This is a genomic window from Mesorhizobium sp. USDA 4413 (assembly GCF_056280365.1).
Genome location: NZ_JBVPRP010000001.1, coordinates 5,037,682 through 5,063,692, shown reverse-complemented (window position 1 = coordinate 5,063,692; position 26,011 = coordinate 5,037,682). Strand labels below are relative to the sequence as shown.

Sequence of the window (26,011 nt, the reverse complement as noted above, 5' to 3'; positions counted from 1 at the left end):
CGGTTGCGATGTCCGCCTCGCAGTCCGTTTTAAAGACACATCGTTACCGGTGAGTTAGCGAGACCTTAAGCAAATCTAAATTTGCCGGCTTTGTGTCGAAAAAATCCGCTAATAACCGTTCGAAAGCAGCTGTTTAGCTTTTGTCGCCGCGCAAGAAATTTATGATGCCGGAAAAATCCGCGCCGGCGTGGCCTTGCGCGTTGAATAAGGCATAAAGCTGCGTGGCTTCGGCGCCGAGCGGGGTCACGGCGCCGGCGCTCTGCGCGGCTTCCTGCGACAATTTCAGGTCCTTCAGCATCAGCGCGGCGGCAAAGCCGGGCTTGTAGTCGCGGTTGGCCGGCGACGCCGGAACGGGGCCGGGCACCGGGCAGTAGGTGGTGAGCGACCAGCATTGGCCCGACGAGGTCGAGGCGACGTCATACAGCGCCTGGTGCGAGAGGCCGAGCTTCTCGGCCAGCACGAAGGCCTCGGCGACGCCGATCATCGAGATGCCGAGAATCATGTTGTTGCAGATCTTGGCCGCCTGTCCGGCGCCGTCGCCGCCGCAATGGACGACGCGCCCGGCCATCGGCTTCAGGATCGGTTCGGCGGCAGCGAAGGCCTCGTTCGATCCGCCGGCCATGAAGGTCAGCGTGCCGGCCGCGGCACCGCCCGTGCCGCCGGAGACCGGGGCATCGATCGATTGCAGGTCATGCTTGGCGGCAATCGCATGCGCCTTGCGCGCCGATTCAACATCGATGGTGGAGGAATCGATGAACAGCGCGCCTTTCTTTGCCTTGGGCGCGATGTCCTCATAGACCGACAGAACATGCTTGCCGGCCGGCAGCATGGTGATGACGAAATCGGCGTCCTTCACCGCAGCAACGGCGTTCGCCATCACCGTCACACCGTGCTCTTTCGCAACCGTCAGGTTTTCAGGCACGAGATCGAAGCCCAGCACCGAATGCCCCGCCTTGACGAGATTGGCGGCCATCGGATTGCCCATATTGCCCAAGCCGATGAAGGCGATGGTGCTCATTGTCTCTCTCCAAAAGTCTGTTCAGCGGCCAATCAGCGTCCGCGCAATGATGACGCGCATGATCTCGTTGGTGCCTTCGAGGATCTGGTGAACACGCAGGTCCCGCACCAGCTTCTCGATGCCGTAATCGTGCAGATAGCCATAGCCGCCATGCAATTGCAGCGCCTGGTTGGCGATGTCGAAGCCGATATCGGTGACGAACCGCTTGGCCATGGCCGACCATTTGCCGGCGTCGGGCGCCTTGCGGTCGAGCTTGGAAGCGGCGGCGTAGAGAAAGATGCGGGCCGCCTGCAGCTCCGTCTCCATATCGGCCAGCCTGAACTGCAGCGCCTGGAACTGGTTGATCTTGGAGCCGAAGGCCTTGCGCTCGGCCGTATAGGCGAGTGCCTTGTCGAGCGCCGATTGCGCGCCACCGAGCGAACAGGCGGCGATGTTCAGCCGTCCGCCATCGAGCCCGGCCATGGCGATGCCGAAGCCGGCGCCTTCCGCGGCCAGCAGGTTCTCGGCCGGCACCTTGCAATCCTCGAAGATGACTTGGCGGGTCGACTGCATGTGCCAGCCCATCTTGTGCTCATTGGCGCCGAAGGAGAGCCCCGGCGCATCCTTGGGCACGACGAAGGTCGAAATGCCTTTCGGGCCATCGCCGCCAGTGCGCGCCATCACGACATAGAGATCGCTGTCGCCGGCGCCGGAAATGAACTGCTTGGCGCCGTTGAGCACATATTCGCCGCCGTTTTTGACTGCGCGCGTCTTCAGCGCGGCGGCATCCGAGCCCGAACCGGGTTCGGTCAGGCAATAGCTCGCCAGCCACTCCATCGACGTCAGTTTCGGCAGGAAGCGCTGGCGCTGCTCGTCTGAGCCGAAGCGGTCGATCATCGAGGCCGCCATGTTGTGGATGGAAATGAAGGAGGAGAACGCCGGGTCGGCGTGGGCAAGCGCCTCGAAGATCAGAACCGCGTCCAGCCGCCCAAGCGCCGAGCCGCCGACATCGTCGCGCACATAGATGCCGCCCAGGCCGAGCGGCCCGGTCTCGCGGATCACATCGGCGGGGAAGTGCTTCGCCTTGTCCCAGTCGAGCGCATTGGGCGCGACGCGGTCCGCCGCGAAAGCCTGAGCCATCTCTTGGATGGCGCGCTGTTCCTCATTGAGTTCGAACTGGCCAGCGCCCGCATCGACTGCCGCGTCCATGGCGTGCTCCCTGTCGCTTCAGGCCTTGTGGCCTGTCGTTTTTGGCTTTGCGCGCCGTTCAATCTAGACCAATGATGCCGCCGCGCAACCCGGGCCGTTGAGAACCGGCTGTGCACGGAATGACCAACGGAGCTCTTGCGTGCCGACAATTTTCGATGAGTTGCTGGAGCGGTTTCAAGCCTATCTCGCCGGCGTCGACAGCGATCTCGTCGCGGATGAAGTCGCGCGCATCGGCTGGGACATGCCTTTCCGTTCTCTCGAACCGCGCGCGATTGACTGCCTTGGCCTTCTCGATCGCATCGCCGAGCTGGCGCCGACAAACGCCAGGCCGCTGGCGCGGTTCGTTGCCGATCATCGGGCTGAGCTGCGCTGGGGGCAGACCTATACCGCCGCCGATTTCGGGCAGGGTTTCATCGACAATTACGGTTGGCTGGAGGTTTTCGGCACGCGCGGGCATTTCGTCAATGACGCGGTCGCTGGCGGTCTGCTGATCCTCGGGCCGGACATCGTCTATCCCGACCATCACCACATCGCGGAAGAAATCTACATTCCGCTGACCAGCGGCACCGAGTGGCGGATGGAGGAGGGGAACTTTCATATTCGCGACGCCGGCGAGGTCATTCACCACGCCTCCAATGTCAGCCATGCCATGCGCACGGGCACGGAGCCGCTGATGGCGCTCTATCTCTGGCGCGGCGGGCCGCTGGCGCAGAAATCAATCATCGGCTCGGGAGGCAAGGGCTGATGGCCAAGGCGATCATGCTGCAGGGCACCGGCTCCGATGTCGGCAAGACCGTGCTGGTGGCCGGGCTTTGCCGCGCCGCGAAGAATCGCGGATTGAAGGTCAGGCCGTTCAAGCCGCAGAACATGTCGAACAACGCCGCCGTCGCCGACATTCCTGGCGACAAAGCCGGCGAGGGCGAGATCGGTCGCGGGCAATGGCTGCAGGCACTGGCCTGCGGGGTGAGGCCGACCGTCCATATGAACCCGGTGCTGCTCAAGCCGCAGAGCGATATCGGCTCGCAAGTGGTGGTGCAGGGCAAGGTCCATGGCGAGGCGCGGGCGCGCGACTACCAGGCGATGAAAGCCGGGCTGATGGACGCGGTGCTGGAGTCCTGGGCGAAGGTCGGCGAGGGCGCAGATCTTGTCATCGTCGAGGGCGCCGGCTCGCCGGCCGAGATCAATCTCAGGAGCCGCGACATCGCCAATATGGGCTTTGCCACGCGCACCAATGTGCCGGTGATCCTGGTCGGCGACATCGATCGCGGCGGCGTTATTGCCTCCGTCGCCGGCACGCATCTCATCCTGCCGGAGGAAGACCGGCGCATGATCGCCGGCTATCTCATCAACAAGTTCCGCGGCGATGTCTCGCTGTTCGACGACGGCATAAGGGCGATCGGAAAGTTCACCGGCTGGCGTTGTTTCGGGGTCGTGCCGTGGCTGAAGGCGGCCGCACGGCTGCCTTCAGAGGATTCCGTCGTGCTCGAGCGTCTTGCTGCCGGCGAGAAGCGGGCGCTGAAGGTGGCGGTGCCGATGCTGGCGCGCATCGCCAATTTCGACGATCTCGATCCGCTGAAGGCCGAACCGCAGGTCGAGGTGGTGTTCGTGCCGTCAGGCAAGAGGCTGCCGGAAGATGCCGGATTGGTGGTCATTCCCGGCTCGAAATCGACGATCGGCGATCTCATCAAATTCCGCGAGAACGGCTGGGATCGCGATCTTCTCGCCCATCGCAAGCGCGGCGGCCATATCGTCGGCATTTGCGGCGGCTACCAGATGCTCGGCAGAAGGGTGACCGACCCAGACGGCATCGAGGGCAGCGTGACCGAGGCGGAGGGTCTCGGCCTGCTCGACATTGAAACAGTGATGGAGCCTGAAAAGACCGTGCGCAATTCAAGCGCGCATTCGGTGCAGTTCGGGCTGCCGCTTGAAGGCTACGAAATCCATCTCGGCCGCACCACCGGCCCGGACACGGCGCGGCCGTCGACGATCCTCAACGGCGCCGAGGACGGCGCCGTTTCCGCCGACGGCAAGGTGATCGGCACCTATCTGCACGGGCTGTTTTCAGCCGACGCCTATCGCGCCGCCTATCTGGAGAGCCTTGGCGTGAGAGGAGGCGGCATCGATTACCGCGCCGACGTCGAGAAGGCGCTGGACGAGGTCGCGGCCGAGCTGGAACGGCATCTCGACTGCGACGCGATTTTTGGGCTGGCGCGCTGACTACGCCTTCTCGCCCGCCTTGGGCCAATAGGTGCCGAACGACCAGACATTGCCTTCCGGGTCGAGGCAGATGAACTCGCGGCTGCCATAGTCGCGGTCGACCAGTTCCTGAATGATTTTCGCGCCGGCCTTCTTGGCGCGCTCATAGGCGGCGTCGGCGTCATCGACGGCGACGTAGATCGACTTGCCGCCGCCACCGCTTGGATCACCGACCATCTTGCCGTAGTCGTCGTCGCGCGCGGTGCCCAGCATGATCATCGAGGACCCGAAGGTGAGCTCGGCGTGGTGGACGATATCGCCCTCGCCATAGCGGGCGCGAAGTTCAAAGCCGAAGGCCTCGCTGAGCCAGTCGATCATCTTGGCCGCGTTCCTGTAACGCAGGGCTGGATAGAGACGGGGTGCTTCGTTTGCTGTCGGCATGACAATCTCCCTGTGTCGGTTGATGAATGTCAGTCTGTGCGAAGGCCGGTTGCCGCGTCTTGAAGAAATGTTACCTCGCCTGAGGCTACATCGTCGCCGCGAGCCCCGTCGGCGTTTCGCCGGCAAGCTGGCGGAATTCACGCGCTAGATGCGCCTGGTCGGCATATCCGCAATCGGCTGCGATGTCGGCCCAGTCGTCCTGCCGCTTCGATAGTGACAGCGCGCGGTTGAAGCGCACGATGCGCGACAAGGTCTTCGGGCCGATGCCGATCGCGTCGGCGAATTTGGCCGCCAGATGCTTGCGGCTCCAGCCGATTTCGCCCGCGAGCGCGGAAATGCGGGTGCGGCCGCCCGACGCGATGACCGTCCGGTAGGCCCAGGCGATTTCGGGCGAAAGCGCATGCCCCTCCGCCAGGCGGCCGGCAATATAGTTCTCGGCGATGTCGAAGCGCCTGTCCCAATCCGACGCCTCGCCGAGCCGCTCGCGCAGCGCGATGCCGTCAAAACCCAGCACATCGTCCAGCTCGACCATGCGATCCCGCAGCTCGCTCATCGGCAGGCCGAAGAATTGCCTGGCGCCAAGCGGCGTGAAATTGACCTGGACACAGCGGGCACCGCCGAAGGATTCGATCATGACCGGCCCGGCAAAGAGGCCGGCGGCGAAGCTGGCGTAGCGGTCATTGTCGCCAGGCGTGTGGCCGAGCCCGATGGCGAAGGCTTCGGCGAAACTGATCACCAGCGGCACGGTCAGCGAGGCATATTCGACGATGCGGAAATGGCCGGGCCATATCTCCCGATAGCCGCAGATATCGGTGACGATGCCTGCGAGCGAGGCCGCAGGCTTGCGCCGCACCATCTCGAAATGGAGGGCGGGAGAGCGATTATCCTGGCGGTGGCGCTCTGTCTCGTCGGACATCCCGCGAGCCTAGCAGACCGTATCTCCAAATCAAAAGCGCCCGGCAGGGCCGGGCGCTCCGAGTTGCCCGAGATCTGCGAATCTTAAGCGCCGCGCATCAAACAGCCGGCGGTGAGCACGATATAGGCGATGAGCATGATCCAAACGGACGCAAACGGAATGATGCAAGCAGGCCAAGAGCGGCAAGAAGGCCGATGATGGCGATGACCAACGAAATAATGAACACAAGCTGGGTGGGTGCACTGAGATTCATGTCTGGTCCCTCCAACATGATTCGCAACGCTGGAATTGTACCAGCAGCCGCCTCACGCACCAATGAGCTGGCGCAGCGGATTGGCGGGGTCGGCTAGTAGCTTGATCGCCAGCGCCAGGCAGACCACCACCAGCAGCGGCTTGATCAGCCTCGCGCCGACGCGGATGGCCAGGCTCGCGCCAACGCGGGCGCCGATGAACTGCGCCACGCCCATCATTAGGCCGATCTTCCAGTCGATGACGCCGACGGCGGCGAAGACGATGAAGCCGCCGATGTTGGAAGCGAAGTTGAGCAGCTTGGTGTGCGCCGTGGCCTTGAGCACGCCGTAGCCGGCGAGGGTGACGAAGGCGAGCATGTAGAAGGAGCCGGCGCCGGGGCCGAAGACGCCGTCATAGAAGCCGACAAGCGGCGGGATAATCAGCCCGAACAGGAAAGGCGACAGCCGTTCGGCGCGGTCGACATCATCCATATTCGGCTTAAGCGCGAAGTAGAGTGCGATGGCGATCAGGAGCAGCGGCAGGATGGCGCGCAGGAAATCGCCGGGCACGACGGTCGCCAAAAGCGCCCCGACCGCGCCGCCGACAAGCGCCACCAGCGCCGACGGCAGCTGCCGGCGCAAATCGACCTGGCCGTTGGCGGCATAATGGATGGTGGCCGACCCGGAACCGAACATGCCCTGCAATTTGTTGGTGCCAAGGGCTGCGACCGGCGAAAAACCGGCCAGCAGCAGCGCCGGGATCGTGATCAGCCCGCCGCCGCCGGCAATCGAGTCAACGAAGCCGGCGGCAAAGGCAGCGGCGATGAGGATGAGGACGGTCTGCAGGGTCAGGTCGATCATGAGGCTGGCAAGTCACGGCGAAAAGAGCCGCTGCTTGCAACACGCTCCACCAGTTTGCGCAAGGCCAATTCCGCGCCAGAGCGTTCGCCGTTCCACACCGAACCGCTCTGTTCCTTGCTTTGGCGCAATTCCGGACGGAAAACCGCTTCACACTTTTCCTGGAATTGCTCTAACAATCTCGACGGAGTCGCAAAGGGAGCTTTGGCGATGGTGCTGCTCGACCAGATACGTTCGATCTTCGACGGTGACCCGGGCGTTCGCAAGGTCGCGGACGATCCGGTGCTGTCGGCGGAACTCTTGATGCTGTTCCGCATGATCCTGGCCGACGGTTCGGTCTCGGAGAGCGAGATGGTCGTCTTTCGGCGCATCTGCAAGGAAGCCTTCGGCATTCCGGAAAGCAGCATCGACAGCGTCATCGAATACCTGAACGACTACGGCTACGAGACCAACGGCTCGCAGGCGATCTCGCTGTTCCGCGACCTCGATGTCGAGCGCCGGAAACTGCTTGCGCGCCACATGGCCGAGATCGCCAAGGCCGACGCCAGGCTGGCGGAGAGCGAAGTGAAGCTGTTGCGCCGCACGCTCGACCTGCTCGATATCAGCCCCGTCGATCTGGTGAAGCCGGAGAGCTGAAGCAATTCCAGGGACAGTGTGTGCGTTTAGGCTCGGCGACTTCGCCGTAGCCTTCCGTCCGAAATTGCGTCAGCAAACACGCCGGCTCACCCCTGTTCCTGCATTTTGCGTGCGATGGCGCGGTGAAGGTCGGGCGCCGCGGCGACCAGCGCCTGCGCCGCTTCCGAGCGCGGATGGTCCAGCACCTCCGCGGCGCGGCCGCGCTCGACGATCTTGCCTTCATGCATGACCAGGACCTCGTCCGCCATGGCGCGGGCGACCGTCAGGTCATGGGTGATGAAGAGGTAGGCGATGCCGAGCTTCTGGTTGAGCTCGGCGAACAGGTCGAGGATCTGGGCGCGGATCGAGACATCCAGCGCCGAGACCGGCTCGTCGGCGACCACCAGCTTTGGGCGGGTGATAATGGCGCGGGCGATCGACAGGCGCTGGCGCTGGCCGCCCGAGAATTCATGCGGATATTTGTCCATGTCGCGTGGGCCGAGCCCGACTTCGTGCAGCGCGTGCGCGACCATCTCGCGGCGCTCGGCCTGTGCCGGCTGCTTTTCCAGAAGATGCAGCGGCTCGGCCACCAGCTTCTCCACCTTCTGGCGCGGGTCGAAGGAGCCGTAAGGATCCTGGAACACGACCTGCATGTCGCGCCGGGCCGGCCTCAGCGCCGATTCCGGTTTGCCCGTGATGGTATCGCCGCGAAAGCGGATCGTGCCGGCCGTCGGCTTGTCCAAGGCAAGGATCATGCGGGCGAGGGTGGACTTGCCGCAGCCCGAGCGTCCGACGAGCGCCACCGACTGGGCAGGCTCTATGGTGAGCGAGACATCGTCGACGGCGCGGATCGGCTGCGCCGGTCGGAACAGAGTTTTGCGCCGTCCCGGATAGTCCCGGCCGACGCCCTCGACTTCGAGCAAAGGCTTTGCCGAGCCGGCAAAGTGCGGTTTCGGACGCGCCGGCACGTGCATGGAGGCCAGCGCCAGCTCGCGCGTGTAGGGGTGTTGTTGCTCCGACAGCGTACGGGCGGTGTCGCCGGCTTCCGTCACCTCGCCACGGCGCAGGATGGTCAGGCGGTCGGCCATCTCGGTGACCACGGCAAGATCATGCGAGATGAGCAGAAGGCCCATGCGGTTTTCGCTGACCAAGTCACGCAGGAGATCGAGGATCTGCGCCTGCAGCACCACGTCGAGCGCCGTCGTCGGCTCGTCGGCGATCAGAAGTTTGGGCTTCAGCGCGCAGGCGATGGCGATGACGACGCGTTGGCGCTGGCCGCCGGACAGTTCGTGCGGGTAGCGCGACAGCGGGAATTTGGCCTCCGGCAGCCCGACGCGGTCGAGGATCTTTCGGGCGCGCCCCTCGGCTTCGGCGCGGCCCGCTCGGGTGTGCCAGCGTATGCCTTCGGCGACCTGTTCGCCGATTGTCTTGACCGGGTTCAGCGCCATCATCGGCTCCTGGAAGACCATGCCGATGTCATCGCCGCGCAAGGCGCACATCTGGTCCTCGGTCGCGCCGAGGATGTCGATGCCGTCGAAGGTGATGCGTCCGTCGGCGCGTGCCAGATGCGGCAAAAGTCGCATGATGGTCAGCGCCGTCATCGACTTGCCGGAGCCGGATTCGCCGACAAGGCCGACAACCTCGCCGGGCGAGACTGTCAGCTCGACGCCTTTCAGGATCGATGTCGCGCCGATGGCCAGCGACAGGTTTTCGATCTCGAGCAGGCTCATCGGCGCCGCCGTGATTTCGGGTCAAGGATGTCGGCGATGCCGTCGCCGAGCAGGTTCAGCCCAAGCACGGTGATGACGATCGCCATGCCCGGAAAAATCGCCATCCAGGGTGCGGTCACCATGCGCGTCTGCGCGTCGAACAGCATGCGGCCCCAGCTCGGCATCGGCGGCTGGGCGCCGAGGCCGACATAGGAAAGCGCGGCTTCGGCGAGGATGCCCAGCGCGAACTGGATGGTGCCCTGAACGAGCAGCAGCGTCGCGATGTTGGGCAGGATATGCTCGACGGTGATGCGCGTCATGCCCTTGCCGGCGGCGCGCGCGGCAAGGATGAACTCGCGCGGCCAGATGGCGAGCGCGCCGGCGCGGGCGACGCGCGCAAAGACAGGTATGTTGAAGATGCCGATGGCGATGATGGCGTTGATGGCGCCCGGACCGAAGATCGCGGTGATCATGATCGCCGAGAGCAGCGCGGGAAAGGCGAAGACCAGGTCGTTGACGCGCATCAGCGCCTCGTCGGCCAGTCCCCCGCGCGCGGCGGCGAAAGCGCCGAGCGGCACGCCAATGCCCATGCCGATGCCGACGGCGACAAGCGCCACGGCGATCGAATTGCGAGCGCCGACCATGATCATAGACAGGATGTCGCGGCCGAAATGGTCGGTGCCGAACCAGTGCGCCCAAGAGGGTGCCTGCGTCTTGTCGGCGATCACCAGCCTGGTGACGTCGTAGGGCGTCCAGACGAAGGAGATGAGCGCCACGGCCACGATCAGCAGCGCGATGGCCAGACCGATCAGGAAGGAGCGATTGCCGAGGGCCTTGGCCAGCACGCCGGTAAGGGTTTCCTCGGGCAGGTCGATGTGCATGCTCATTGCCGGCCTCTGAGGCGCGGGTCGACGATGGCATAGGAGAAATCGACGAGGAGGTTGATAAAGATCACGGCGGTGACCAGCAGCATGACGATGCTCTCGACCACGATCAGGTCGCGCTGGGTGATCGCCTGGAAGATCAGCCGGCCGAGGCCAGGCAAGTAGAAGACGTTCTCGATAATGATGGTGCCGGCGAGCAGGAAGGCGAATTGCAGGCCGAGAATGGTGAGCACGGGGATCATGGCGTTGCGCAGCGCATGGCGCCAGAGCACGGCGCGATAGGGCAGGCCCTTGGCACGGGCGGTGCGGATATAGTCTTCGTTCAGCACCTCGATCAGCGCCGAGCGGGCGACACGCGCCAGGATCGCCGCTTGCGGCAGCGCGAGAGCGATGGCCGGCAACAGCAGAGCTTTCAGCGCCGTCCAGATACCGGCGCCCCAGCCCGGAAAGCCGCCGGCGGGAACGAGGTGCAGCCAGACGGCAAACAGATAGATCAGCATCAGCGCGAACCAGAAATTCGGCACTGCGACGCCGAGCTGGGCGGCGCCCATGGCAAGCGTGTCGCCGGCGCGGCCCTGGCGGCTGGCGGAGAACACGCCGACCGGAATGGCGATGATGGTCGAGAGCGCCAGCGCGATCAGCGCCAGCGGCAGGGAAACGGCAATGCGTTCGCGCACGAGTTCTATGACGGGCACCGAATAGGTGTAGGAGCGGCCGAAATCGAGGCTGAGCAAGCCGCCCGCCCAGTGGAGATAGCGCAGCACCAGCGGGGCATTCAGTCCCATCTGGTTGCGCAACATTTCAACCTGGTCGGCGCTGGCATTGAGGCCCAGCATCAGGCGCGCCGGGTCTCCCGGCAGGATCTCCATGACCGCGAAGACGACCATCGAGGCCAGCACCAGGGTGAGGGCCGCGATGATGATGCGTTTCAGGAGATAGGCGGTCATGGGAAGCGATCGGTCGATCGCGCCGGTCTCAATCCGTCCACTCCACCTTGGTCAGATCGTCAGCCTCGATCGGCCAGTTCGTCCACATACCCTGCAGCTTGGCGTCCCAGACGCCAATCTTGGGCAGCTCGAACAGGTAGACGGCGGGCACGTCATGCGCGAGAATCTTCTGCGCCTCGCCCAGCAGCTTCAGCCTCTTGTCCTTGTCGACCGTGGTGCCGAGCTCCTTGATGACATCGTTGAACTTCGGATTGTCATACTGGAAATAGTAGCCGGGCCGCGAATAGATATCGATGTCGTTGGGCTCGACATGGGAAACGATCGTCAGGTCGTAGTCCTTGTTGGTGAAGACCTGGCTCAGCCACTCCGCCCATTCGACCGGGACGATCTGCAGATTGACCCCGATGTCCTTCAGTTCGGACTGAATCACCTGGCCGCCGTCGCGTGCATAGGGTACGGGCGGCAGCTTGATCGTGGCCGAGAAGCCGTTCTCAAGCCCCGCTTCCTTCAGATATTCCTTAGCCTTGGCGATGTCGTGCGGATAGACGCCCGTGAGATCGACATAGCCCGCATCGCCTGGCGAGAAATGAGAGCCGATCGGCTTTCCAAGGCCGTTCGAAGCGGCCGCGATGATGGCACTGCGATCGATCGCCGAGGCGAGCGCCTGCCGCACCGCGAGCTTGTCGAAGGGCGGCTTCCTGTTGTTGATCGACAGGATGGTCTCGCCCTCGGTCGAGCCGATCACGACACTGAAGCGAGGATCGGACTGGAGCTGCGCGAGCGCGTCTTGTGCGGGCATGTTGGCGAAAGCCTGGATGTCGCCCGAGAGCAATGCCGGAACAGCCGCGGCGGCGTCGGGCACGATGCGGAATGTCGCCTTGTCGAGCGCGGCGGGTGTACCCCAGTAATCCGGGTTCTTGACGAGCGTGATCTCGGAACCTTTGGCCCAGTGATCGAGCTTGAATGGACCGGTGCCGATCGGCTTGTCCTTATTGCCGTCGGCCGACCCCTTCGCCACGATCACCGCCGCAACCTGGCCCATGTCGTATAGGAAACTGCCCTGCGGCCCGTCGAGAGTGACCTTGACGGTCGCCGGATCGACCGCAGTGACATCGGTGATGTGCGCAAAGAGCTGCTTTTGCGGATTGAGCGAATCTTTGGCACGCGCTCGGTCCAGCGAGAATTTCACGTCGTCGGCGCTGAAGGCCGAGCCATCGTGGAACTTCACGCCGGAATGCAGCTTGAACGTGTAGACTTTGCCGTCGTCAGACACGGTCCAGTTTTCGGCGAGACCGGGCTGAACCTGGCCGTTATCGTCGATGCGGGTCAGCCCTTCAAAGACATTGGCATAGGTGACCTCGCCGATAGCTGCGGCCGCGCCGGCGGTCGGATCGAGATGCGGCGGCTCGAGCACGATGCCGAGCGTGAGATCGGTGCGTGCGGCAAAGGCCGACGTGGCGGCGGCAAGCGACAGCACAGCCGCGGCCAGGATGGTCTTCCACAGTTTCATCGCAGAACTCCCATTGCTCAAACCTGCTCAAGCCGGCGGATAGAAGCGTGATTTCGCGCGCGAGTAAATTGCGTTTCGTGCTGCCCGGCGGGGCCAGGCGGAATGTTTTTACCCATTAGTCGATCGTGCCGCGCAAGAGCACATTGAGGCCGATCGCCATCACCTTGGCCGATTCCACCATGTCGGCGATGCCGACCCATTCGTCGGGCCGATGGGCGAGGTCGAGAATGCCCGGACCGTACGCAATGCAGTCATAGAGATGGCCGATGCGCGCGACATGCTTCTGGTCGTAGGTGCCGGGTGAGATCACATAATCGGGCTCGCGCTCGAACACCTCCATGATACCTTTGGCAACGGCTTTCACCACCGGCGCGTCGCGCTCGGTCATCAGCGGCAGCACCTCCATCAGGTCGCGGATCTCGTAATCGAACTTTTTGCGCTCGCGTTTCAGCCGCTCGAGGATGCCGGTGACTTCGCCCTTCACGGTGGCGATGTCCTCTTCCAGCAGGAACCGCCGGTCTATGGTGAGCCGGCAGGAATCCGGCACGTTGGGCGAGGGGAGGCCCGGTCGGAAGTCCTCGGTCTGGCCGCCATGGATGGAATTGATGTTCATGGTCGAGCGCCTTGCGCCTTCCGGCACCACCGGCATGCGCGTGATCTTGCGGTCGAGCGCCGGGAACAGCTCGTCCTCAAAGGCCTGCAGCACGGCGCCCATATGACGCACCGCATTGTCGCCGAGGAACGGCATCGAGCCATGCGCGATCTCGCCCTTGGTCTCGATCTCGGCCCACCAGACGCCGCGATGGCCAAGGCAGATGCGGTCCTTGTTCAACGGCTCGGGGATGATGACGTGGTCGACCTTCGGCCTGGAGAAATAGCCGAGCCTGGCCAGATGCGCGACGCCGCCGAAGCCGCCCGATTCCTCGTCCGCCGTGCCCGATATCTCGATGGCGCCGGGAAAGTCGGGATAGGTGTGCATGAAGGCTTCCACGGCGATGACCGACGCGGCCAGACCACCTTTCATGTCGCAGGCGCCGCGGCCATAGACCCTGCCGTCCTTCACCACGCCGGCAAAGGGATCGACGGTCCAGCCGTCGCCGGCCTCGACCACGTCGATATGCGAGTTGAAATGCACGCAGGGACCGGGCGAGCGGCCATCGAAGCGGGCGACGACGTTGACGCGCGGATAACGGTTGCTGTCGCCGGGCGCGCCCTCGGCACGGATGAATTCGGTTTCGAAGCCGCGTTTCTTCAGGCGCGCGCCAAGAAACTCGGCGCAGGGCCGGTAGGCCTCGCCTGGCGGATTGACGGTCGGGAAGCGGATCAGGTCCGCGGTGAGCGCGACGAGGTCGTCGGCCCGGTCCTCGACCGCCTTGAGAAGTTGTTCATTCATGCGGCGGATTGAAGAAGGAACGCAGCACTTTTGCAAGCAAGCAGTCGCTCATTGCCACAGGACGATCCAGGCATGGCCCAACGCCTCCGGTTAAACTTCAGAGGGTGCGTTTCACGTCGGCACCTATACCGGGAAATCGTTCAAATTGACCGCGTCGGATTGGCGGATTCGTCAACGAGTGTGTGGTACTTAACGCACCTGCCGGCAAAAAGATGGAAAACCGCGTGGATGGCAGGGGCAATCAAAGGGGTTTGATCGCATGAAAAAGTTCGTTCTCATGGCAACCGTGCTGGCAACCGCGTTGTTCGGCATGTCCGTCGCAAGCCGGCCGGCCACGCTGGTCGCCAATATCGACGTCTCGACACAGACCATGACCGTCAGCAAATACGGCCAGGTCGTCTATCGCTGGAGCGTGTCGACCGCGCGCAAGGGCTATTTCACGCCGCGTGGCAGCTACCGGCCGCAATGGGCAACCCGGATGTGGTATTCGCGCAAATACGACAACTCGCCGATGCCCTATTCGGTGTTCTTCCACGGCGGTTACGCCATTCACGGCACCGGGGCGGTAAGAAATCTCGGCCGTCCGGCCTCGCATGGCTGCGTGCGTCTGCATCCGGCCAATGCCGCGACCTTCTACGCGATGGTCAAGGAAGCCGGCTTTGGCAACACGCGGATCGTCGTGGCCAACTGAGTTCCTGGGCGGCAAAAAGGCCCTTTACTGGCCGGCTGCCGCCTTTGCCTTTGCGCGCTTGCGGCGGCGGCCGCTGATTTCCCAGCGCTTGTGGAACCACATCCACTGTCCAGGATCCTCGCGCACCCAGCGCTCGACCACGTCGGTGAGAAGCTGGGTGGCGGCATCGACGTCGACGCTGCCGTCGCCGGTGCGCGGCAGGGCCAGCTTGTCCTCGATTTCCAGCCGGAAGCGATTGCCCGGCAGCCTGATGCAGCGGGCGGGGTAGACATCGCAGTCATAGTGGCGGGCAAGCATGCCGAGCATCGGATTGGTCTGGCATGGACGGCCGAAGAAAGTCGTCTCCACGCCACCGGAGAATTTCTGATCGACCAAAACGCCGATATTGCCGCCTTTCTCCAGGATGGCGGCAAGGGCGAAAGACGCTCCGGCGGCGGAGGGCAACAGCGCGCCCATAGAGGAGCGGCGCGTCGAGTGGATGTAGTCGGCGAGATAAGGGTTGTTCGGCGGGCGGAACAGCGCGGTGATGTTCATGCCGAATGTGGCGGCGGCCACCGGCAGCAGCTCGAAATTGCCGAGATGGCCGGTGAACAGGATATGCGGCTTCTTCTCGCCGGCGATCTCGACGAAATGCTCGATGCCCCGCACCTCGATCCGTCCCGGCTTCGAAGCATCCGGATCGAAGTCGAAGAGCGCGTCGAGGAAAATATATTCGGCCGCGAGGCGGGCCATATTGCCCCACATGTCGCGCGCGATGGCTTCGATCTCGGCATCGCTCTTTTGCGGATAGGCAAAGCGCAGATTGTTGACCGCCACGCGGTGGCGCCCGACCAGCGGACCGACCCGGCGGGCGGTGCGATCGGCGAAGTTGAGCGCACTGTCGGGCGGCAACAGGCGCAGCAGCGAAAGCAATACGATGGCGAGCTTGGCGACCAGCCAGTGCTCCATCTGGCGCAGCCGCCGGCCGTAGCGGAACATGAAGTCCCGGCGGGCTTTCCTGAGCGCGTTGCCGACCATCCGCCTTTCCCGGAACTGCTTTAGGAAACGCGCAGGATGATCTTGCCGAAGACGTCGCGGCCTTCCATGCGCTTCAGCGCGGCATCGATGTCGTCGAAACCCACTTCGGTATCGATGACGGGGGCGACAAGACCGGCGGCCATCTTCTGCATGGCATTGGCCATGTTCTCCATGCGGCAGCCGAAGGAACCGAGCAGCTTCAGCTGCTGCTGGAAGAGCTGCATCAAATTGACCTGCGTCGACACGCCGGAGGTCGAGCCGCAGGTGACGAGACGGCCACCGCGCTTGAGCGACAGCATCGAGCCCGCGAAGGTGTCGGCGCCGACATGCTCGAAGACGACGTCGACGCCCTTCTTCTTCGTCAGCTTGCGCACGACGCCTTCGAACCGATCCTCGCGGTAGTTGATGACGTGGTCGGCGCCGAGCGCCTTGGCCTTGTCGATCTTGTCGTTGGAGCCGACCGTGGTGATCACCGTGCAGCCCATCTTCTTGGCGAGTTGGATCGCTGCCGTGCCGATGCCGGAGCCGCCGGCATGGACGAGGATGGTTTCGCCGGGCTCCAGCCTGGCGTTGTCGAACAGCATGTGCTCGACCGTGCCGAAGGTGACTGGCGCGACCGCGGCGCCGATCTCGGTCACGCCGGGGGGAGCGGGCACCAGGAGGCGCGCCGGCAGGTTGATCTTTTCCTGGGCGAAGCCGTCGAGGTGGAAACCGTGGACGCCGGAGACATGCTCGCAGAGATTGTCGCGGCCTTCGCGGCAGGCGCGGCACAGTCCGCAGGTGCGCGCGCCGTAGATCGAGACCAACTGTCCGGGTTGCAGGTTGGACACGCCGGGGCCGACCGCCTCGACCTCGCCGGCGGCTTCGGCGCCGACGACCAGCGGCAGCTTGCGTTTGGCGAAGGCCATGCCGCGCCAACCCCAGACGTCGATATGGTTGAGCGCCACTGCCTTGATGCGCAGCGTCACTTCGCCGAGCGAAGGCGGCGGGGGAGGCGGCAGGTCCACCGTTTCGAGACGGCGGTCCTCGATAAGTTGCAATGCGCGCATGGGCCTGTCGGTATTGTGGACGCGGAAAAACGTCCGCTTAGACCGGTTCCCGCGCCATGACAAGGCAGGTGTTCTGGCCGCCAAAGCCGAAGGAGTTCGACAAAACCGTGCCGACCTCGGCGTTGCGCTTCTTGTTCGGCACCACGTCGAGGACAATAGCCGGATCGGGATTGTCGTAATTGATGGTCGGCGGAATGACGCTTTCGCGCATGGTCATCAGCGAGAAGGCGGCTTCCACCGCGCCGGCGGCGGACAATGTGTGACCGATCATCGACTTGTTCGACGAGATCGGCATCGATCCGATGCGCTCGCCGAAGACGGTGGACAAAGACAGGTGCTCCATCTTGTCGTTTTCGGGCGTCGAGGTGCCGTGGGCATTGACGTAGTCGATCTCGTCTTCGCTCAAACCAGCATCGGCAAGGGCGGCGCGCACGGCCGCGATCGCCGGCGAGCCGTCGGGCTTGGAGCGGGTGCGGTGGAAGTCGTCGGCTTTCTCGCCGCAGCCGCGCATGATGCCCAGGATCGTCGCGCCGCGCGCAAGGGCCGCCTCAAGCGATTCCAGTACCAGCGCGCCCGAACCCTCGGCCAGCACGAAGCCGTCGCGGTCCTTTGAGAAGGGCTTTGAGGCCTTCTCGGGAATGTCGTTGTGGGTGGACAGCGCCGAAAGCAGCGAGAAGCGGATCAGGGCCTCGGCAGTCGCCGAGCCGTCAGCGCCGATCGATAGCGCCTTGTCGCACTCGCCGCGGCGGATCGCCTCGACGCCGAGCTGGATGGCGGTCGCGCCCGAGGCACAGGCGGTCGAGAGCGTGATCGGCAGGCCGCGCGTGCCGAAGCGGTCAGCCAGGCGGTCGGCGATCGAGCCGAACTGGGTGGTCTCGAAAACGTCGAGCTCCTTCAGCCCGCGCGCCACTCTCAGCAGCCTTTCGGCGCCTGTCTCCTGCTTGTCGGAATTATAGAGCGAGAAGCGGTCGGCCCAGTCGAGCTCGACCGGCGGCGAGGCGAGGAACAGCGGGCCGCCGAAATCGCCGGAATCGAGGCCGGCTTCCGAGACGGCCTCCTGGGCAGCGGTCTCGGCCAGCTCGTAAGTGAGGTGGCTGGCGCCCTTCGAGCTCGAGGGCAGGAAGTCGACCATGCCCGAAATACGGGTGTTGAGGTGATCGACGGGAAAGCGGGTGATCGGATGGATCCCGGATTTGCCCGAGGTCAGCGCCGCCCAATTATCGGCCTTGCCGACGCCGAGTGAGGTCACCACGCCGATGCCGGTAACGGCGACGATCGGCCTTCCCATGTGATCGCGAAGATTGGCCATGCTTTGTCTGCCTCTTATCGAGCAATTCCAGGAAGTGTGTAGCGGTTTTCCATCCGGAATTGCGGAAAACCGATCTAAGCGGCTTTGACCAGCCCCAGGCCCTCGAATTGGTGATAGCCGATCGCGGTTGCAAGAACGGAATTGGGGGCGCCTTCGAATGGGCGTTCCACTGTTGCATCGAAGACAGGGTAGGGAGCCTTGCGGTCGACGGCGAGCGCCGCGAGCGCCACGGCGAACGGGAACTGCGCTTCCTTCATATGGCCGGTCAGCGTCGAAAAGGCACGCGCGGCCAAGGCCGGGTTGGCGTCGAGCACCGCTTTTTCGGCCGCAGTGGCGGCGTGGGCGCCGGAGGCGGCGGAAATCGTCAGCAGGTCGCCATCGGGAAGTTGGGCCTGCTTCAGCAGCGCAGCGATCTCTGAATTCAACTCGCCTTGCCGGCGCCTGGCGCGGCCGGAGACGACGGGGCCAAGTTCGGCGTAGATCTTGCGGCCGCGGTTTTTTGCGTGCTCGCGCTGTTCCAGCACCAGGAAGGCGCCGCCGGAGCCCGTCACCACACCGCCGCCTTCCGCCCCCTGGCGTTGCCAGACCGGCTTCCACGGGCCGCGATGCAGGTAGCCGGCAAGCTCATAGCCGAGCAGCATGTCGGAATGTTCTGTCTGGAACGCGCCGCCGACCAGAACATGGGTCGACTGCCCGGAGCGGATGCGCGCGGCCGCAGTCTCGACGGCCGCGACGCCGGCGCCTTCCTCACCCATGAAGGTGCGGGAGGAACCGGTGACCTTGTGGACGATCGAGATGTTTCCGGCGAGCAGGTTCGAGAGCTGGGCAAGGAACAAAGTCGGCCGCAGTTCGGTGGTCAGCTTCTCGTTGAGCAGCACGTCGCGGTCGTTGCGGCTCTCGGAGGCCGCAAGGATCGCGGCATCGACGGCTTCGTCGCGCTCGCCGCCGCCGGCCGCCACCACCATGTCCATGGTGGTGCAAAGCTCGTCATTGCCCTTGATGCCGGCGTCGTCCAGCGCCAGTCCGGCCGCGTAGGTGCCGAGCCGCTGCCAGGTTTCCATCTGGCGCTGGTCGCCGCGCTTGGCGATCTGCAGGTTCCAGTCGATCTCGGGCAGGGGATGGATTGTATAGGGCGCGAAGCGCGCCGCATCGAGCACCGGCTGGAAACCAGGCTGCGTCAGCTTTTGCCAGTGCGCGTCGGGGCCTTCTCCCAATGAAGAGACAAGGCCTATGCCGGTGATGACGACATCGTGCGGGCTGCTCATGGACGGCCGTGGATCAAGCAGGCGAGCGCCACATCAGGCGTTCTTGGCCGCGACGAGCGCGTCGATCTTGGCGCACAGGTTCTTCATGACGAAATAATCGTCGGTCGAAGCCTTGCCGTCGTTGACTTCCTGCGTCCACTTCTCGAGCGGCACCTTGATGCCGAATTCCTTGTCGATGGCGAAGACGATGTCGAGGAAATCGAGGCTGTCGATGCCGAGATCGTCGATCGTGTGGCTCTCGGGCGTGATGGTGTCGATGTCGATCTCGCTGGTGTCGGCAATGATCTTGGCGACTTTCTCGAACGTGGTGGACAAGGGCTCTTCCTTCGGTTGCGGGCGGAATCTGTCCGCATCTTGTTTGGGCGCTGTCTAATCGGTTTTTCCCGGCAGGAAAAGGCCTGATGCGCCGGGGGGAGATGGGTAGAGGGTTGCGGAAAGGCAAGAAGGGCCGCCGGTCGAACCGGCGGCCCTTCCCATTTTACGCCGCGTCAAGTCTGCTATTCGCGGAGCTTGACCAGATCGTTGAGCAGCCCGCCCGTCCCGTTGTGGACGGTGAGCCGCTCGACCTTGCCGGCGATGGCTTCGAGAGCCTCGAGCTCCTTCAGCCGCAGCATCACCGGGTTCTCGGCCATCACCTTGGCCGTGTTGAGCAGCGAACGCGTGGCGTTCGTCTCCTCGCGGCGGCGGATGACGTTGGCCTCGGCCTGCTTCTCGGCCGAAACCACCTGGTTGAGAATCTCGCGCATATCGCCCGGCAGGATCACATCCTTGAGAGCAATATCGCTGACTTCGACGCCAATCGCGGCCATGTCGTCGCGCACCTTGGCCGCCGCGTCCTCGTCGACCGTGACCTTCTTGTCGAGGATCTGGTCGAGCGTGAGCGCGCCAAGCGTCTTGCGGAAGGCGTACTGCAGGGCACGGTAGAGGGCTTCCGGGAAGTCCTTCACCGCGCTCACCGCCGTCACCGGATCGACGACCCGGTACTCGGCGGCGATGTTGACGCGGATCGTCACGCGATCCTTGGTCAGCACCTCCTGCCCGGCGACATCAAGCGACTGGCGCTTGATGTCGACGACCTTCACCTGGACCATGCGGCCGACATTCCAGAAGGCGTGCACACCCGCGGCAAGCGTGCGGGTGTAGACGCCATCCACGAACAGCAACCCGACCTGGCCCTCCACGACCGGATAGAGGAACACGTGCTCCGTCTTGCGAGCCTGGCCGATCCGGCGCATCAAGGCCGGATCGACGGCGAGATCGGCCGCCGTGTCGACGGACGTCACCTTCCACGGGCCGGCATCCGTCCACAGCACAAGCTTGCGATCCGGGGTGAGCACGGCATGCAAGGCGCCGTCGCGCTCGACGACGGCGACGTCGGTACGCCCGGTGCGGACGACGGTGAAATGACGCGCGGCCACATCCGGGAGCTTGTCGAACAACGCCTTCTCGTAAGCCGAAACGAATTCCGGGTTCTTCAGGTCGTGCCTGGAGATTTCCAGGTTCCCGCGCCGGTTGGCGAGCCAATGTTCGCCCGGCATCAGGACCGCCTGGATCTCGCCCTTGTAGAGGGCGACGGCACGTTCATTTTCCTTCACGAGGACGCGCTGGCGTCCAAGAAGCTTTTCGAGAATGGTCTTCATTGTCTTACTCCTGTCGGGCATGGCCCCATGCGAGGCGTCACGTCATGCGTCGATCATCCTTTTCGTTTCTCGGTTCACGTCGTCTCTTCACAGTTCCGGGCACGAATGATCCGGGGACCGGTGGCATCCACCACGGCGGGCCTTCGGGAGCGGATCGCGGGGCGGCAAAGCGGGCGCCGAAGGCCGAAGCCTTCCTTGCCGGCACTGCCGCGCCTTGATCGTCATCGCGGGCCTGGCCGCGAGCCGATGGCGCAGGACATCGCCGTCCGGCGAGGCCGGAGCCCGCCATCCGTGAAGTCCTCGCATTCCGGTCCCCGGACCGTTTTTGGATGGCTTAACAGGCCAGTGGAGAAGGATTCGAACCTTCGACCGTCAGATTAAAAGTCTGATGCTCTACCCAACTGAGCTATCCGTGGTGCTGATGAAGGGACTCGAACCCCTGACCTCCGGACCCAAATCCGGCGCTCTACCTCTGAGCTACATCGGCGATCCCACCCCCCGAAACGGCACCGTACACAGCGCGGCAAAGCCGGCTGCGCGGGCGGAGGCGTAAGCTCCAACCGTTGTGCTCGCTTCGGTTTTCGTGACCGGGAGCGCGCCTATAGACCCTGCGACGGGTTGTCGCAAGCGGCATTGTCGCGGCGAATTTGCGGCTTCTTCCGGGAGTGGTATTTCAGCAACACTGGCCGGCGCGATGCGTTAGAAAGTTACGCGCCCCAACACCTTGAGGCCGTCGCCGTCCGGCGCCACGACCACGGCCTCGCCCTCGCGCGGCGCCACGCCGGTGAGCGCCTCGATATTTTCCAGATGCGTGACCAGCACCAGGTTGTCGGAGCCGGAATAACCACGGATCTCCTTCATCACCGCTTCCATTTGCGCGGCCTTTGCCGCTGGGTCGGTCTTGAGCAAGTCGAGCGGCGCGAAGGGCTGCGGCTCGGATTCGAAAGCGATGCGAGCGGTGTCGAGGCAGCGGCAATAGCGGCTGGACAGCACATGATCGATCGGCGCCGCGCGCGCCGCGAACAGCGCGCCGATGCGGCTTGCCTGCTGCTTGCCGCGCTCGGACAGATTGAGCTGGGTGGCGCAATTGCCGATGTCGAAATTCGCCGGGTCCGTCGCCCCAGTGACGAAGGCGTGGCGAAGCAGCACGACATGGCCGCCGTCGCGCAGCAGTGCCCAGCCGGCATCGGTCGCATGGGCAAGGCTCGGAACAGCCAGGAGAAAAAGCGCCAGAACAAGTCGCAGCATCGGAAGTCCCATGGCGGCCCGGGCGAGACCAAGGCCGTGATTGGCATATAGGGACCGCAAAGCCGTCCGGAAAACAAGCGGAGGCGCCGGCGCGCCGCCGATTGCACCGCGGTCGGGCCTCGCCTATCACGGGAAGATGTCTCCGCCCGCAAAATGACTCCGCTCACAGAAACCGTCCTCTTCGTCTTCAGCCTTGTGGCGCTCGGCTATCTGGCCGGGCTCACCTTCTATCTGAAGCCGGCGAGCGGGGAGGGCATTTCCGAATTCGCCGTCAACGTGGCGATGCCGCTGCTTTTGTTCCAGACCATGGTCAAGTCGGATTTCCACGGCGTCACGCCTTGGTCGCTGTGGGGCGCCTACTTTGCGGCCGTCGCCATCACCTGGGCCGCAGGCATCTGGTGATAACCCGCATCTTCGGCCGGGACGCCCGCGCCGGCGTCGTCGGGGGCGTTTCCTCAGCCTATTCCAACATCGTGCTGCTCGGCGCGCCGTTCATCCTGGGCATTTTCGGCGCCAACGGCTTCGAGGTGCTGTCGCTGCTGGTCTCGATTCACCTGCCGGTCATGATGATGGCCTCGATCGTGCTGTTCGAGATGTTCGGGCGCGGCAGCGACGAGGCGGTGCATCCGCTGCGCGTGGTCAAAAGCTTTCTCAGACGGCTGTTCATCAACCCGCTGATCATCGGCATCCTGGCGGGGCTCGCCTGGCGCCTCACCGGCGCGCCGATGCCGGACCTCGCCGAGCGGCTGGTCGACACCCTTGCCGATACCGCCGGCCCGGTGGCACTGTTCGCGATGGGGCTCAGCCTGCGCCGCTTCGGCATTTCCGGCAACATCGGGCCGGCGCTGGCGCTGTCGGCGCTGAAGCTGTTCCTGATGCCGGCGCTGGTTCTCGCCTTCGTATGGCTGCTCGGCCTACCGCCGCTGACGGCCAAGGTCGCGGTGGTGGTTGCAGCGCTCCCTTCCGGCATCAATTCCTATCTGATCGCCGTCCAGTTCAACACCGGCCAGGCGTTGGCCTCGAACCAGATGACGCTTGCCACCGCAAGCGCGGTGGTGACCACGTCGTTCTGGCTGACCGTGGTCATCCACGTCTTCGGATAGAGGCGCTGAGCGCGCTCGCTTTTGCTGGCCCAACCCCTATATGCCATCTTGTGATTGCTTGCCCGCCTTTCCCTAGGTAAGAGCAATGCGCCGGCGTGCGGCTCTTGAAGCACGCTTCAACGGATATCCAGAAAAACGGCCCGATCAGCGCGCCGAACGGAGGCCAGACCATGCTTCAGAAAACCAGCCATTTCATGCGCCAGGCCAATCTCATCAATGGTGAATGGGTGCAGGCCGACAGCGGCCAGACCATCGACGTCAACAACCCGGCGACCGGCCTCAAGATCGGTACCGTGCCGAAGGCCGGCAAGGCCGAGACCCGCCGCGCCATCGAAGCGGCCGAGGAAGCCTTCAAGAGCTGGCGCAAGACCACCGCGCTCGAGCGCTCGAAGCTCCTTCGCAAGCTGCATGACGCGATGATGGACAATCAGGACGTTCTGGCCGAGCTGCTCACCATCGAGCAGGGCAAGTCGCTCACCGAATCCAAGGGCGAGATCGGCTCGGCCGCGGGCTACATCCTGTGGTTCGCCGAGGAAGGCCGCCGCGTCTATGGCGACATCGTGCCGTCGCCATGGGGCGACCGCCGCATCCTGGTCACCAAGGAGCCGGTCGGCGTGATCGCGGCCATCACGCCGTGGAACTTCCCGTCCTCCATGCTTGCCCGCAAGATCGGCCCGGCTTTGGCCGCCGGCTGCACCGCGGTGGTCAAGCCGGCTTCGCAAACGCCTTATTCCGGCCTCGCCTGGGGCGCGCTGGTCGAGGAAGTCGGCTTCCCGAAGGGCGTCGTCAACGTCGTCACCGGTTCGGCCGGCGAGATCGGCGACGAGCTCTGCACCAATCCGCTGGTCAAGAAGATCACCTTCACCGGCTCGACCGAGGTCGGCAAGATCCTGATCCAGAAGTCGGCCTCGACAGTCAAGAAAGTGTCGATGGAGCTTGGCGGCAACGCGCCGTTCCTGGTCTTCGACGACGCCGATGTCGACCGCGCGGTGGCCGGCGCCATCACCGCCAAATACCGCAATTCCGGCCAGACCTGCGTGTGCACCAACCGCTTCCTCGTGCAGGCCGGCATCTACGACAAGTTCGTCGAGAAGCTAGCCGAGGCCAGCAACAATCTGAAGGTCGGCTCGGGCCTGGAGGAAGGCGTGCAGCAGGGACCGCTGATCGACGAGAAGGCGGTCGAGAAGGTCGAGGAATTCATCGCCGACGCGACGTCGAAGGGCGGCAAGGTCGTCGCCGGCGGCAAGCGTCATGTGCTGGGCGGCTCGTTCTTCCAGCCGACGGTCATCTCCGGCGCCACGCCGAACATGCGCTTCATGAAGGAAGAGATTTTTGGGCCGATCGCGCCCGTATTCAAGTTCGAGACCGAGGAAGAGGCGGTCGCCTTGGCCAACGATACCGAGTTCGGCCTCGCCGCCTATTTCTACACCGGCGATCTCGGCCGCGCGTTCCGGGTGATGGAAGGCCTGAAATACGGCATGGTCGGCGTCAATGAAGGCCTGATCACCACGCCGGAGGCGCCGTTCGGCGGCGTCAAGGAATCCGGCCTCGGCCGCGAAGGCGGGCACCAGGGCATCGAGGACTATCTCGATACCAAATATGCCTGCCTCGGCGGCCTCGGACTCTGACGTCAATTCATGGCAGAGGGCAGGCTTTGAGCCTGCCCTTGCCGGATGATACGCGGCCGGCCTAAATGCACGGATCGGAAATGACATTTCGGGCATGGCAATGAAGGACGGCGAGGTCTTCGGCACGACGCAGGCGGGCGAGGCCGTGCGCCGCTTCACGATCCGGGGGGGTGGCCTCACCGCCAACATCATCGGGCTGGGCGCCATCGTTCAGGATTTGCGTCTTGCCGGCCACGACGCGCCGCTGGTGCTGGGCTACGACCGTTTCGAACCTTACGAGACCGACCGCGCCTTCTTCGGCGCCGTCGTCGGCCGCTTCGCCAACCGCATCGGCGGCGGCCGTTTCACCATTGCCGGCAAGCGCTACCAGACCGAGCGCAATTTTCTCGGCAAGCATACGCTGCATGGCGGCTCGGAAGGCTTTTTCCACCGGCCATGGACGGTCTCGCTGCATGGCCGCGATTTCGTGACGCTGACGTTGCACGACCCGGACGGCGCCATGGGCTTTCCCGGCGCGCTCGACGTCACCTGCACCTATCGGCTGAAGATCCCCGGCACGCTCAGCATGGAGCTGACCGCGACTTGCGAGGAGCCGACGCTCTGCAATCTCGCGCAGCATTCCTACTTCAATCTCGACGATGGCGGGGCCGGCGATATCCTCGACCACCGGCTCATGCTCAACGCCGGCGCCTACACGCCCGTCGATGACGAGATGATCCCGACCGGTGTCGTGAAGCCCGTCGACGGCACGCCTTACGACTTCCGGCAGGCGCGGCCGCTGCGCATGGAAATGGAAGGCGAGCAGCTTCGCTACGACCAGAATTTCTGTCTTGCCTCCAGCCGTGGACCGCTGCATCAGGCGGCCTGGGTGCAAGGCGCCAATTCGGGCGTCGAGATGGAGGTCTGGACCACCGAGCCCGGACTGCAGCTCTATATCGGCCAGTATGTGGCGCCGACATCGCCGGGGCTCGATGGTCGCCGCTACAAGGCGTTTTCGGGCCTCTGCCTTGAAGCGCAGACCTGGCCGGACGCACCGAACCGGCCATATTTCCCGCAGGCAACGCTGTGGCCTGGCCAGATCTATCGTCAGGTTACGGAATACCGGTTCCGTCTGCCTTAAAGTTTGGCGGTATTGAAGTGAGGCGTGCCTAAGCTT

Annotated in this window: 23 protein-coding genes, 2 tRNA genes and 1 pseudogene; 7 read left to right on the top strand and 19 right to left on the bottom strand. The window is 64.2% G+C overall.

Translation table 11 applies throughout. The features are described 5' to 3' along the window. Positions 1-133: 133 nt before the first annotated feature. Complete coding sequence (mmsB, locus tag ACVMIM_RS24880; RefSeq protein WP_476115124.1) at positions 134-1,018, bottom strand: 3-hydroxyisobutyrate dehydrogenase; 885 nt, start codon at positions 1,016-1,018, stop codon at positions 134-136. Between the two features lie 21 nt (positions 1,019-1,039). Continuing rightward, positions 1,040-2,206 carry an isobutyryl-CoA dehydrogenase gene (locus ACVMIM_RS24875; protein WP_476115122.1) on the bottom strand — a complete coding sequence of 389 codons (1,167 nt, stop codon included), beginning with the start codon at positions 2,204-2,206 and terminating at the stop codon, positions 1,040-1,042. A gap of 139 nt (positions 2,207-2,345) precedes the next feature. On the opposite strand from ACVMIM_RS24875, the gene ACVMIM_RS24870 reads away from it, so the two are divergent. Next, on the top strand, positions 2,346-2,951 hold the full coding sequence (locus ACVMIM_RS24870) for a dimethylsulfonioproprionate lyase family protein (RefSeq protein ID WP_476115121.1): 606 nt from the start codon (positions 2,346-2,348) through the stop codon (positions 2,949-2,951). Next, on the top strand, positions 2,951-4,423 hold the full coding sequence (locus ACVMIM_RS24865) for a cobyric acid synthase (RefSeq protein ID WP_476115119.1): 1,473 nt from the start codon (positions 2,951-2,953) through the stop codon (positions 4,421-4,423). The genes ACVMIM_RS24870 and ACVMIM_RS24865 overlap by 1 nt, the downstream gene beginning before the upstream one ends. Here ACVMIM_RS24865 and ACVMIM_RS24860 read toward each other — a convergent pair whose 3' ends face one another. The 3 genes from ACVMIM_RS24860 to ACVMIM_RS24850 all read right to left on the bottom strand — a co-directional run bounded on the left by ACVMIM_RS24860 (position 4,424) and on the right by ACVMIM_RS24850 (position 6,850). Then, positions 4,424-4,843 carry a VOC family protein gene (locus ACVMIM_RS24860; protein WP_476115117.1) on the bottom strand — a complete coding sequence of 140 codons (420 nt, stop codon included), beginning with the start codon at positions 4,841-4,843 and terminating at the stop codon, positions 4,424-4,426. It lies immediately after the preceding gene. A gap of 85 nt (positions 4,844-4,928) precedes the next feature. Beyond that, a complete protein-coding gene (locus ACVMIM_RS24855) occupies positions 4,929-5,759 on the bottom strand; it encodes a helix-turn-helix domain-containing protein (RefSeq protein WP_476115116.1) in 831 nt (276 codons plus the stop codon). Between the two features lie 305 nt (positions 5,760-6,064). Then, a complete protein-coding gene (locus ACVMIM_RS24850; protein WP_476115115.1) occupies positions 6,065-6,850 on the bottom strand; it encodes a TSUP family transporter in 786 nt (261 codons plus the stop codon). Between the two features lie 201 nt (positions 6,851-7,051). Between ACVMIM_RS24850 and ACVMIM_RS24845 the strand changes: the two genes are divergently transcribed. Further along, positions 7,052-7,483: a TerB family tellurite resistance protein gene (locus tag ACVMIM_RS24845; protein WP_476115113.1), complete on the top strand. Its 432-nt coding sequence runs from the start codon at positions 7,052-7,054 to the stop codon at positions 7,481-7,483. An 86-nt stretch (positions 7,484-7,569) separates the two neighbouring features. On the opposite strand, the gene ACVMIM_RS24840 is transcribed toward ACVMIM_RS24845, so the two are convergent. The 5 genes from ACVMIM_RS24840 to ACVMIM_RS24820 all read right to left on the bottom strand — a co-directional run bounded on the left by ACVMIM_RS24840 (position 7,570) and on the right by ACVMIM_RS24820 (position 13,905). Continuing rightward, positions 7,570-9,192, bottom strand: a complete 1,623-nt coding sequence (locus ACVMIM_RS24840; protein WP_476115112.1) for an ABC transporter ATP-binding protein — start codon at positions 9,190-9,192, stop codon at positions 7,570-7,572. Further along, positions 9,189-10,052, bottom strand: coding sequence for an ABC transporter permease (locus tag ACVMIM_RS24835; protein WP_476117352.1), 864 nt, complete (start codon positions 10,050-10,052; stop codon positions 9,189-9,191). Before ACVMIM_RS24835 ends, ACVMIM_RS24840 begins: the two co-directional genes overlap by 4 nt. Before the next feature lie 2 nt (positions 10,053-10,054). Beyond that, positions 10,055-11,002, bottom strand: coding sequence for an ABC transporter permease (locus ACVMIM_RS24830; RefSeq protein WP_476115111.1), 948 nt, complete (start codon positions 11,000-11,002; stop codon positions 10,055-10,057). Positions 11,003-11,030: 28 nt separating this feature from the next. Beyond that, positions 11,031-12,512: an ABC transporter substrate-binding protein gene (locus tag ACVMIM_RS24825; protein ID WP_476115110.1), complete on the bottom strand. Its 1,482-nt coding sequence runs from the start codon at positions 12,510-12,512 to the stop codon at positions 11,031-11,033. Between the two features lie 115 nt (positions 12,513-12,627). Then, positions 12,628-13,905, bottom strand: a complete 1,278-nt coding sequence (locus ACVMIM_RS24820) for an acetylornithine deacetylase/succinyl-diaminopimelate desuccinylase family protein (protein WP_476115108.1) — start codon at positions 13,903-13,905, stop codon at positions 12,628-12,630. Positions 13,906-14,164: 259 nt separating this feature from the next. Here ACVMIM_RS24820 and ACVMIM_RS24815 point away from each other — a divergent pair, with 259 nt between their 5' ends. Further along, positions 14,165-14,596, top strand: a complete 432-nt coding sequence (locus ACVMIM_RS24815) for a L,D-transpeptidase (RefSeq protein ID WP_476115107.1) — start codon at positions 14,165-14,167, stop codon at positions 14,594-14,596. Between the two features lie 24 nt (positions 14,597-14,620). Here ACVMIM_RS24815 and ACVMIM_RS24810 read toward each other — a convergent pair whose 3' ends face one another. From ACVMIM_RS24810 to ACVMIM_RS24770, 9 genes are all read right to left on the bottom strand, one after another. After that, positions 14,621-15,613, bottom strand: coding sequence for a lipid A biosynthesis lauroyl acyltransferase (locus ACVMIM_RS24810; protein WP_278047957.1), 993 nt, complete (start codon positions 15,611-15,613; stop codon positions 14,621-14,623). A gap of 20 nt (positions 15,614-15,633) precedes the next feature. Further along, positions 15,634-16,662: a zinc-binding dehydrogenase gene (locus tag ACVMIM_RS24805; protein ID WP_476115105.1), complete on the bottom strand. Its 1,029-nt coding sequence runs from the start codon at positions 16,660-16,662 to the stop codon at positions 15,634-15,636. A 37-nt stretch (positions 16,663-16,699) separates the two neighbouring features. After that, positions 16,700-17,971 carry a beta-ketoacyl-ACP synthase gene (locus ACVMIM_RS24800; protein WP_476115103.1) on the bottom strand — a complete coding sequence of 424 codons (1,272 nt, stop codon included), beginning with the start codon at positions 17,969-17,971 and terminating at the stop codon, positions 16,700-16,702. 74 nt (positions 17,972-18,045) lie between these two features. Continuing rightward, a complete protein-coding gene (locus ACVMIM_RS24795; RefSeq protein ID WP_041004027.1) occupies positions 18,046-19,236 on the bottom strand; it encodes a beta-ketoacyl-ACP synthase in 1,191 nt (396 codons plus the stop codon). A gap of 33 nt (positions 19,237-19,269) precedes the next feature. Next, the gene (locus tag ACVMIM_RS24790) at positions 19,270-19,551 is read right to left on the bottom strand and encodes an acyl carrier protein (RefSeq protein WP_040981809.1); all 282 of its coding nucleotides are present in this window, start codon (positions 19,549-19,551) and stop codon (positions 19,270-19,272) included. A gap of 182 nt (positions 19,552-19,733) precedes the next feature. Continuing rightward, positions 19,734-20,876, bottom strand: a complete 1,143-nt coding sequence (locus ACVMIM_RS24785; protein ID WP_476115100.1) for a slipin family protein — start codon at positions 20,874-20,876, stop codon at positions 19,734-19,736. A gap of 342 nt (positions 20,877-21,218) precedes the next feature. Continuing rightward, positions 21,219-21,287, bottom strand: a tRNA-Lys gene (locus tag ACVMIM_RS24780). A gap of 2 nt (positions 21,288-21,289) precedes the next feature. Continuing rightward, positions 21,290-21,363: transfer RNA gene (locus tag ACVMIM_RS24775), tRNA-OTHER, on the bottom strand. A gap of 212 nt (positions 21,364-21,575) precedes the next feature. Further along, positions 21,576-22,124, bottom strand: a complete 549-nt coding sequence (locus ACVMIM_RS24770) for a histidine phosphatase family protein (RefSeq protein WP_041004347.1) — start codon at positions 22,122-22,124, stop codon at positions 21,576-21,578. A gap of 153 nt (positions 22,125-22,277) precedes the next feature. On the opposite strand from ACVMIM_RS24770, the pseudogene ACVMIM_RS24765 reads away from it, so the two are divergent. The 3 genes and pseudogenes from ACVMIM_RS24765 (at position 22,278) to ACVMIM_RS24755 (ending at position 25,975) form a co-directional block, all read left to right on the top strand. Beyond that, a pseudogene (locus ACVMIM_RS24765) lies at positions 22,278-23,227 on the top strand (AEC family transporter). A gap of 170 nt (positions 23,228-23,397) precedes the next feature. Beyond that, positions 23,398-24,855: an NAD-dependent succinate-semialdehyde dehydrogenase gene (locus ACVMIM_RS24760; protein ID WP_476115098.1), complete on the top strand. Its 1,458-nt coding sequence runs from the start codon at positions 23,398-23,400 to the stop codon at positions 24,853-24,855. A 94-nt stretch (positions 24,856-24,949) separates the two neighbouring features. Beyond that, complete coding sequence (locus ACVMIM_RS24755; protein WP_476115097.1) at positions 24,950-25,975, top strand: aldose epimerase family protein; 1,026 nt, start codon at positions 24,950-24,952, stop codon at positions 25,973-25,975. Positions 25,976-26,011: the final 36 nt, after the last annotated feature.

Bases quoted from the DNA above. Each gene is read 5' to 3' on its own strand.
- mmsB (WP_476115124.1), bottom strand. From the start codon at position 1,018: ATGAGCACCATCGCCTTCATCGGCTTGGGCAATATGGGCAATCCGATG.
- ACVMIM_RS24875 (WP_476115122.1), bottom strand. From the start codon at position 2,206: ATGGACGCGGCAGTCGATGCGGGCGCTGGCCAGTTCGAACTCAATGAG.
- ACVMIM_RS24865 (WP_476115119.1), top strand. From the start codon at position 2,951: ATGGCCAAGGCGATCATGCTGCAGGGCACCGGCTCCGATGTCGGCAAG.
- ACVMIM_RS24860 (WP_476115117.1), bottom strand. From the start codon at position 4,843: ATGCCGACAGCAAACGAAGCACCCCGTCTCTATCCAGCCCTGCGTTAC.
- ACVMIM_RS24855 (WP_476115116.1), bottom strand. From the start codon at position 5,759: ATGTCCGACGAGACAGAGCGCCACCGCCAGGATAATCGCTCTCCCGCC.
- ACVMIM_RS24850 (WP_476115115.1), bottom strand. From the start codon at position 6,850: ATGATCGACCTGACCCTGCAGACCGTCCTCATCCTCATCGCCGCTGCC.
- ACVMIM_RS24840 (WP_476115112.1), bottom strand. From the start codon at position 9,192: ATGAGCCTGCTCGAGATCGAAAACCTGTCGCTGGCCATCGGCGCGACA.
- ACVMIM_RS24835 (WP_476117352.1), bottom strand. From the start codon at position 10,052: ATGCACATCGACCTGCCCGAGGAAACCCTTACCGGCGTGCTGGCCAAG.
- ACVMIM_RS24830 (WP_476115111.1), bottom strand. From the start codon at position 11,002: ATGACCGCCTATCTCCTGAAACGCATCATCATCGCGGCCCTCACCCTG.
- ACVMIM_RS24825 (WP_476115110.1), bottom strand. From the start codon at position 12,512: ATGAAACTGTGGAAGACCATCCTGGCCGCGGCTGTGCTGTCGCTTGCC.
- ACVMIM_RS24820 (WP_476115108.1), bottom strand. From the start codon at position 13,905: ATGAATGAACAACTTCTCAAGGCGGTCGAGGACCGGGCCGACGACCTC.
- ACVMIM_RS24815 (WP_476115107.1), top strand. From the start codon at position 14,165: ATGAAAAAGTTCGTTCTCATGGCAACCGTGCTGGCAACCGCGTTGTTC.
- ACVMIM_RS24810 (WP_278047957.1), bottom strand. From the start codon at position 15,613: ATGGTCGGCAACGCGCTCAGGAAAGCCCGCCGGGACTTCATGTTCCGC.
- ACVMIM_RS24805 (WP_476115105.1), bottom strand. From the start codon at position 16,662: ATGCGCGCATTGCAACTTATCGAGGACCGCCGTCTCGAAACGGTGGAC.
- ACVMIM_RS24800 (WP_476115103.1), bottom strand. From the start codon at position 17,971: ATGGCCAATCTTCGCGATCACATGGGAAGGCCGATCGTCGCCGTTACC.
- ACVMIM_RS24795 (WP_041004027.1), bottom strand. From the start codon at position 19,236: ATGAGCAGCCCGCACGATGTCGTCATCACCGGCATAGGCCTTGTCTCT.
- ACVMIM_RS24785 (WP_476115100.1), bottom strand. From the start codon at position 20,876: ATGAAGACCATTCTCGAAAAGCTTCTTGGACGCCAGCGCGTCCTCGTG.
- ACVMIM_RS24770 (WP_041004347.1), bottom strand. From the start codon at position 22,124: ATGCTGCGACTTGTTCTGGCGCTTTTTCTCCTGGCTGTTCCGAGCCTT.
- ACVMIM_RS24760 (WP_476115098.1), top strand. From the start codon at position 23,398: ATGCTTCAGAAAACCAGCCATTTCATGCGCCAGGCCAATCTCATCAAT.
- ACVMIM_RS24755 (WP_476115097.1), top strand. From the start codon at position 24,950: ATGGCAATGAAGGACGGCGAGGTCTTCGGCACGACGCAGGCGGGCGAG.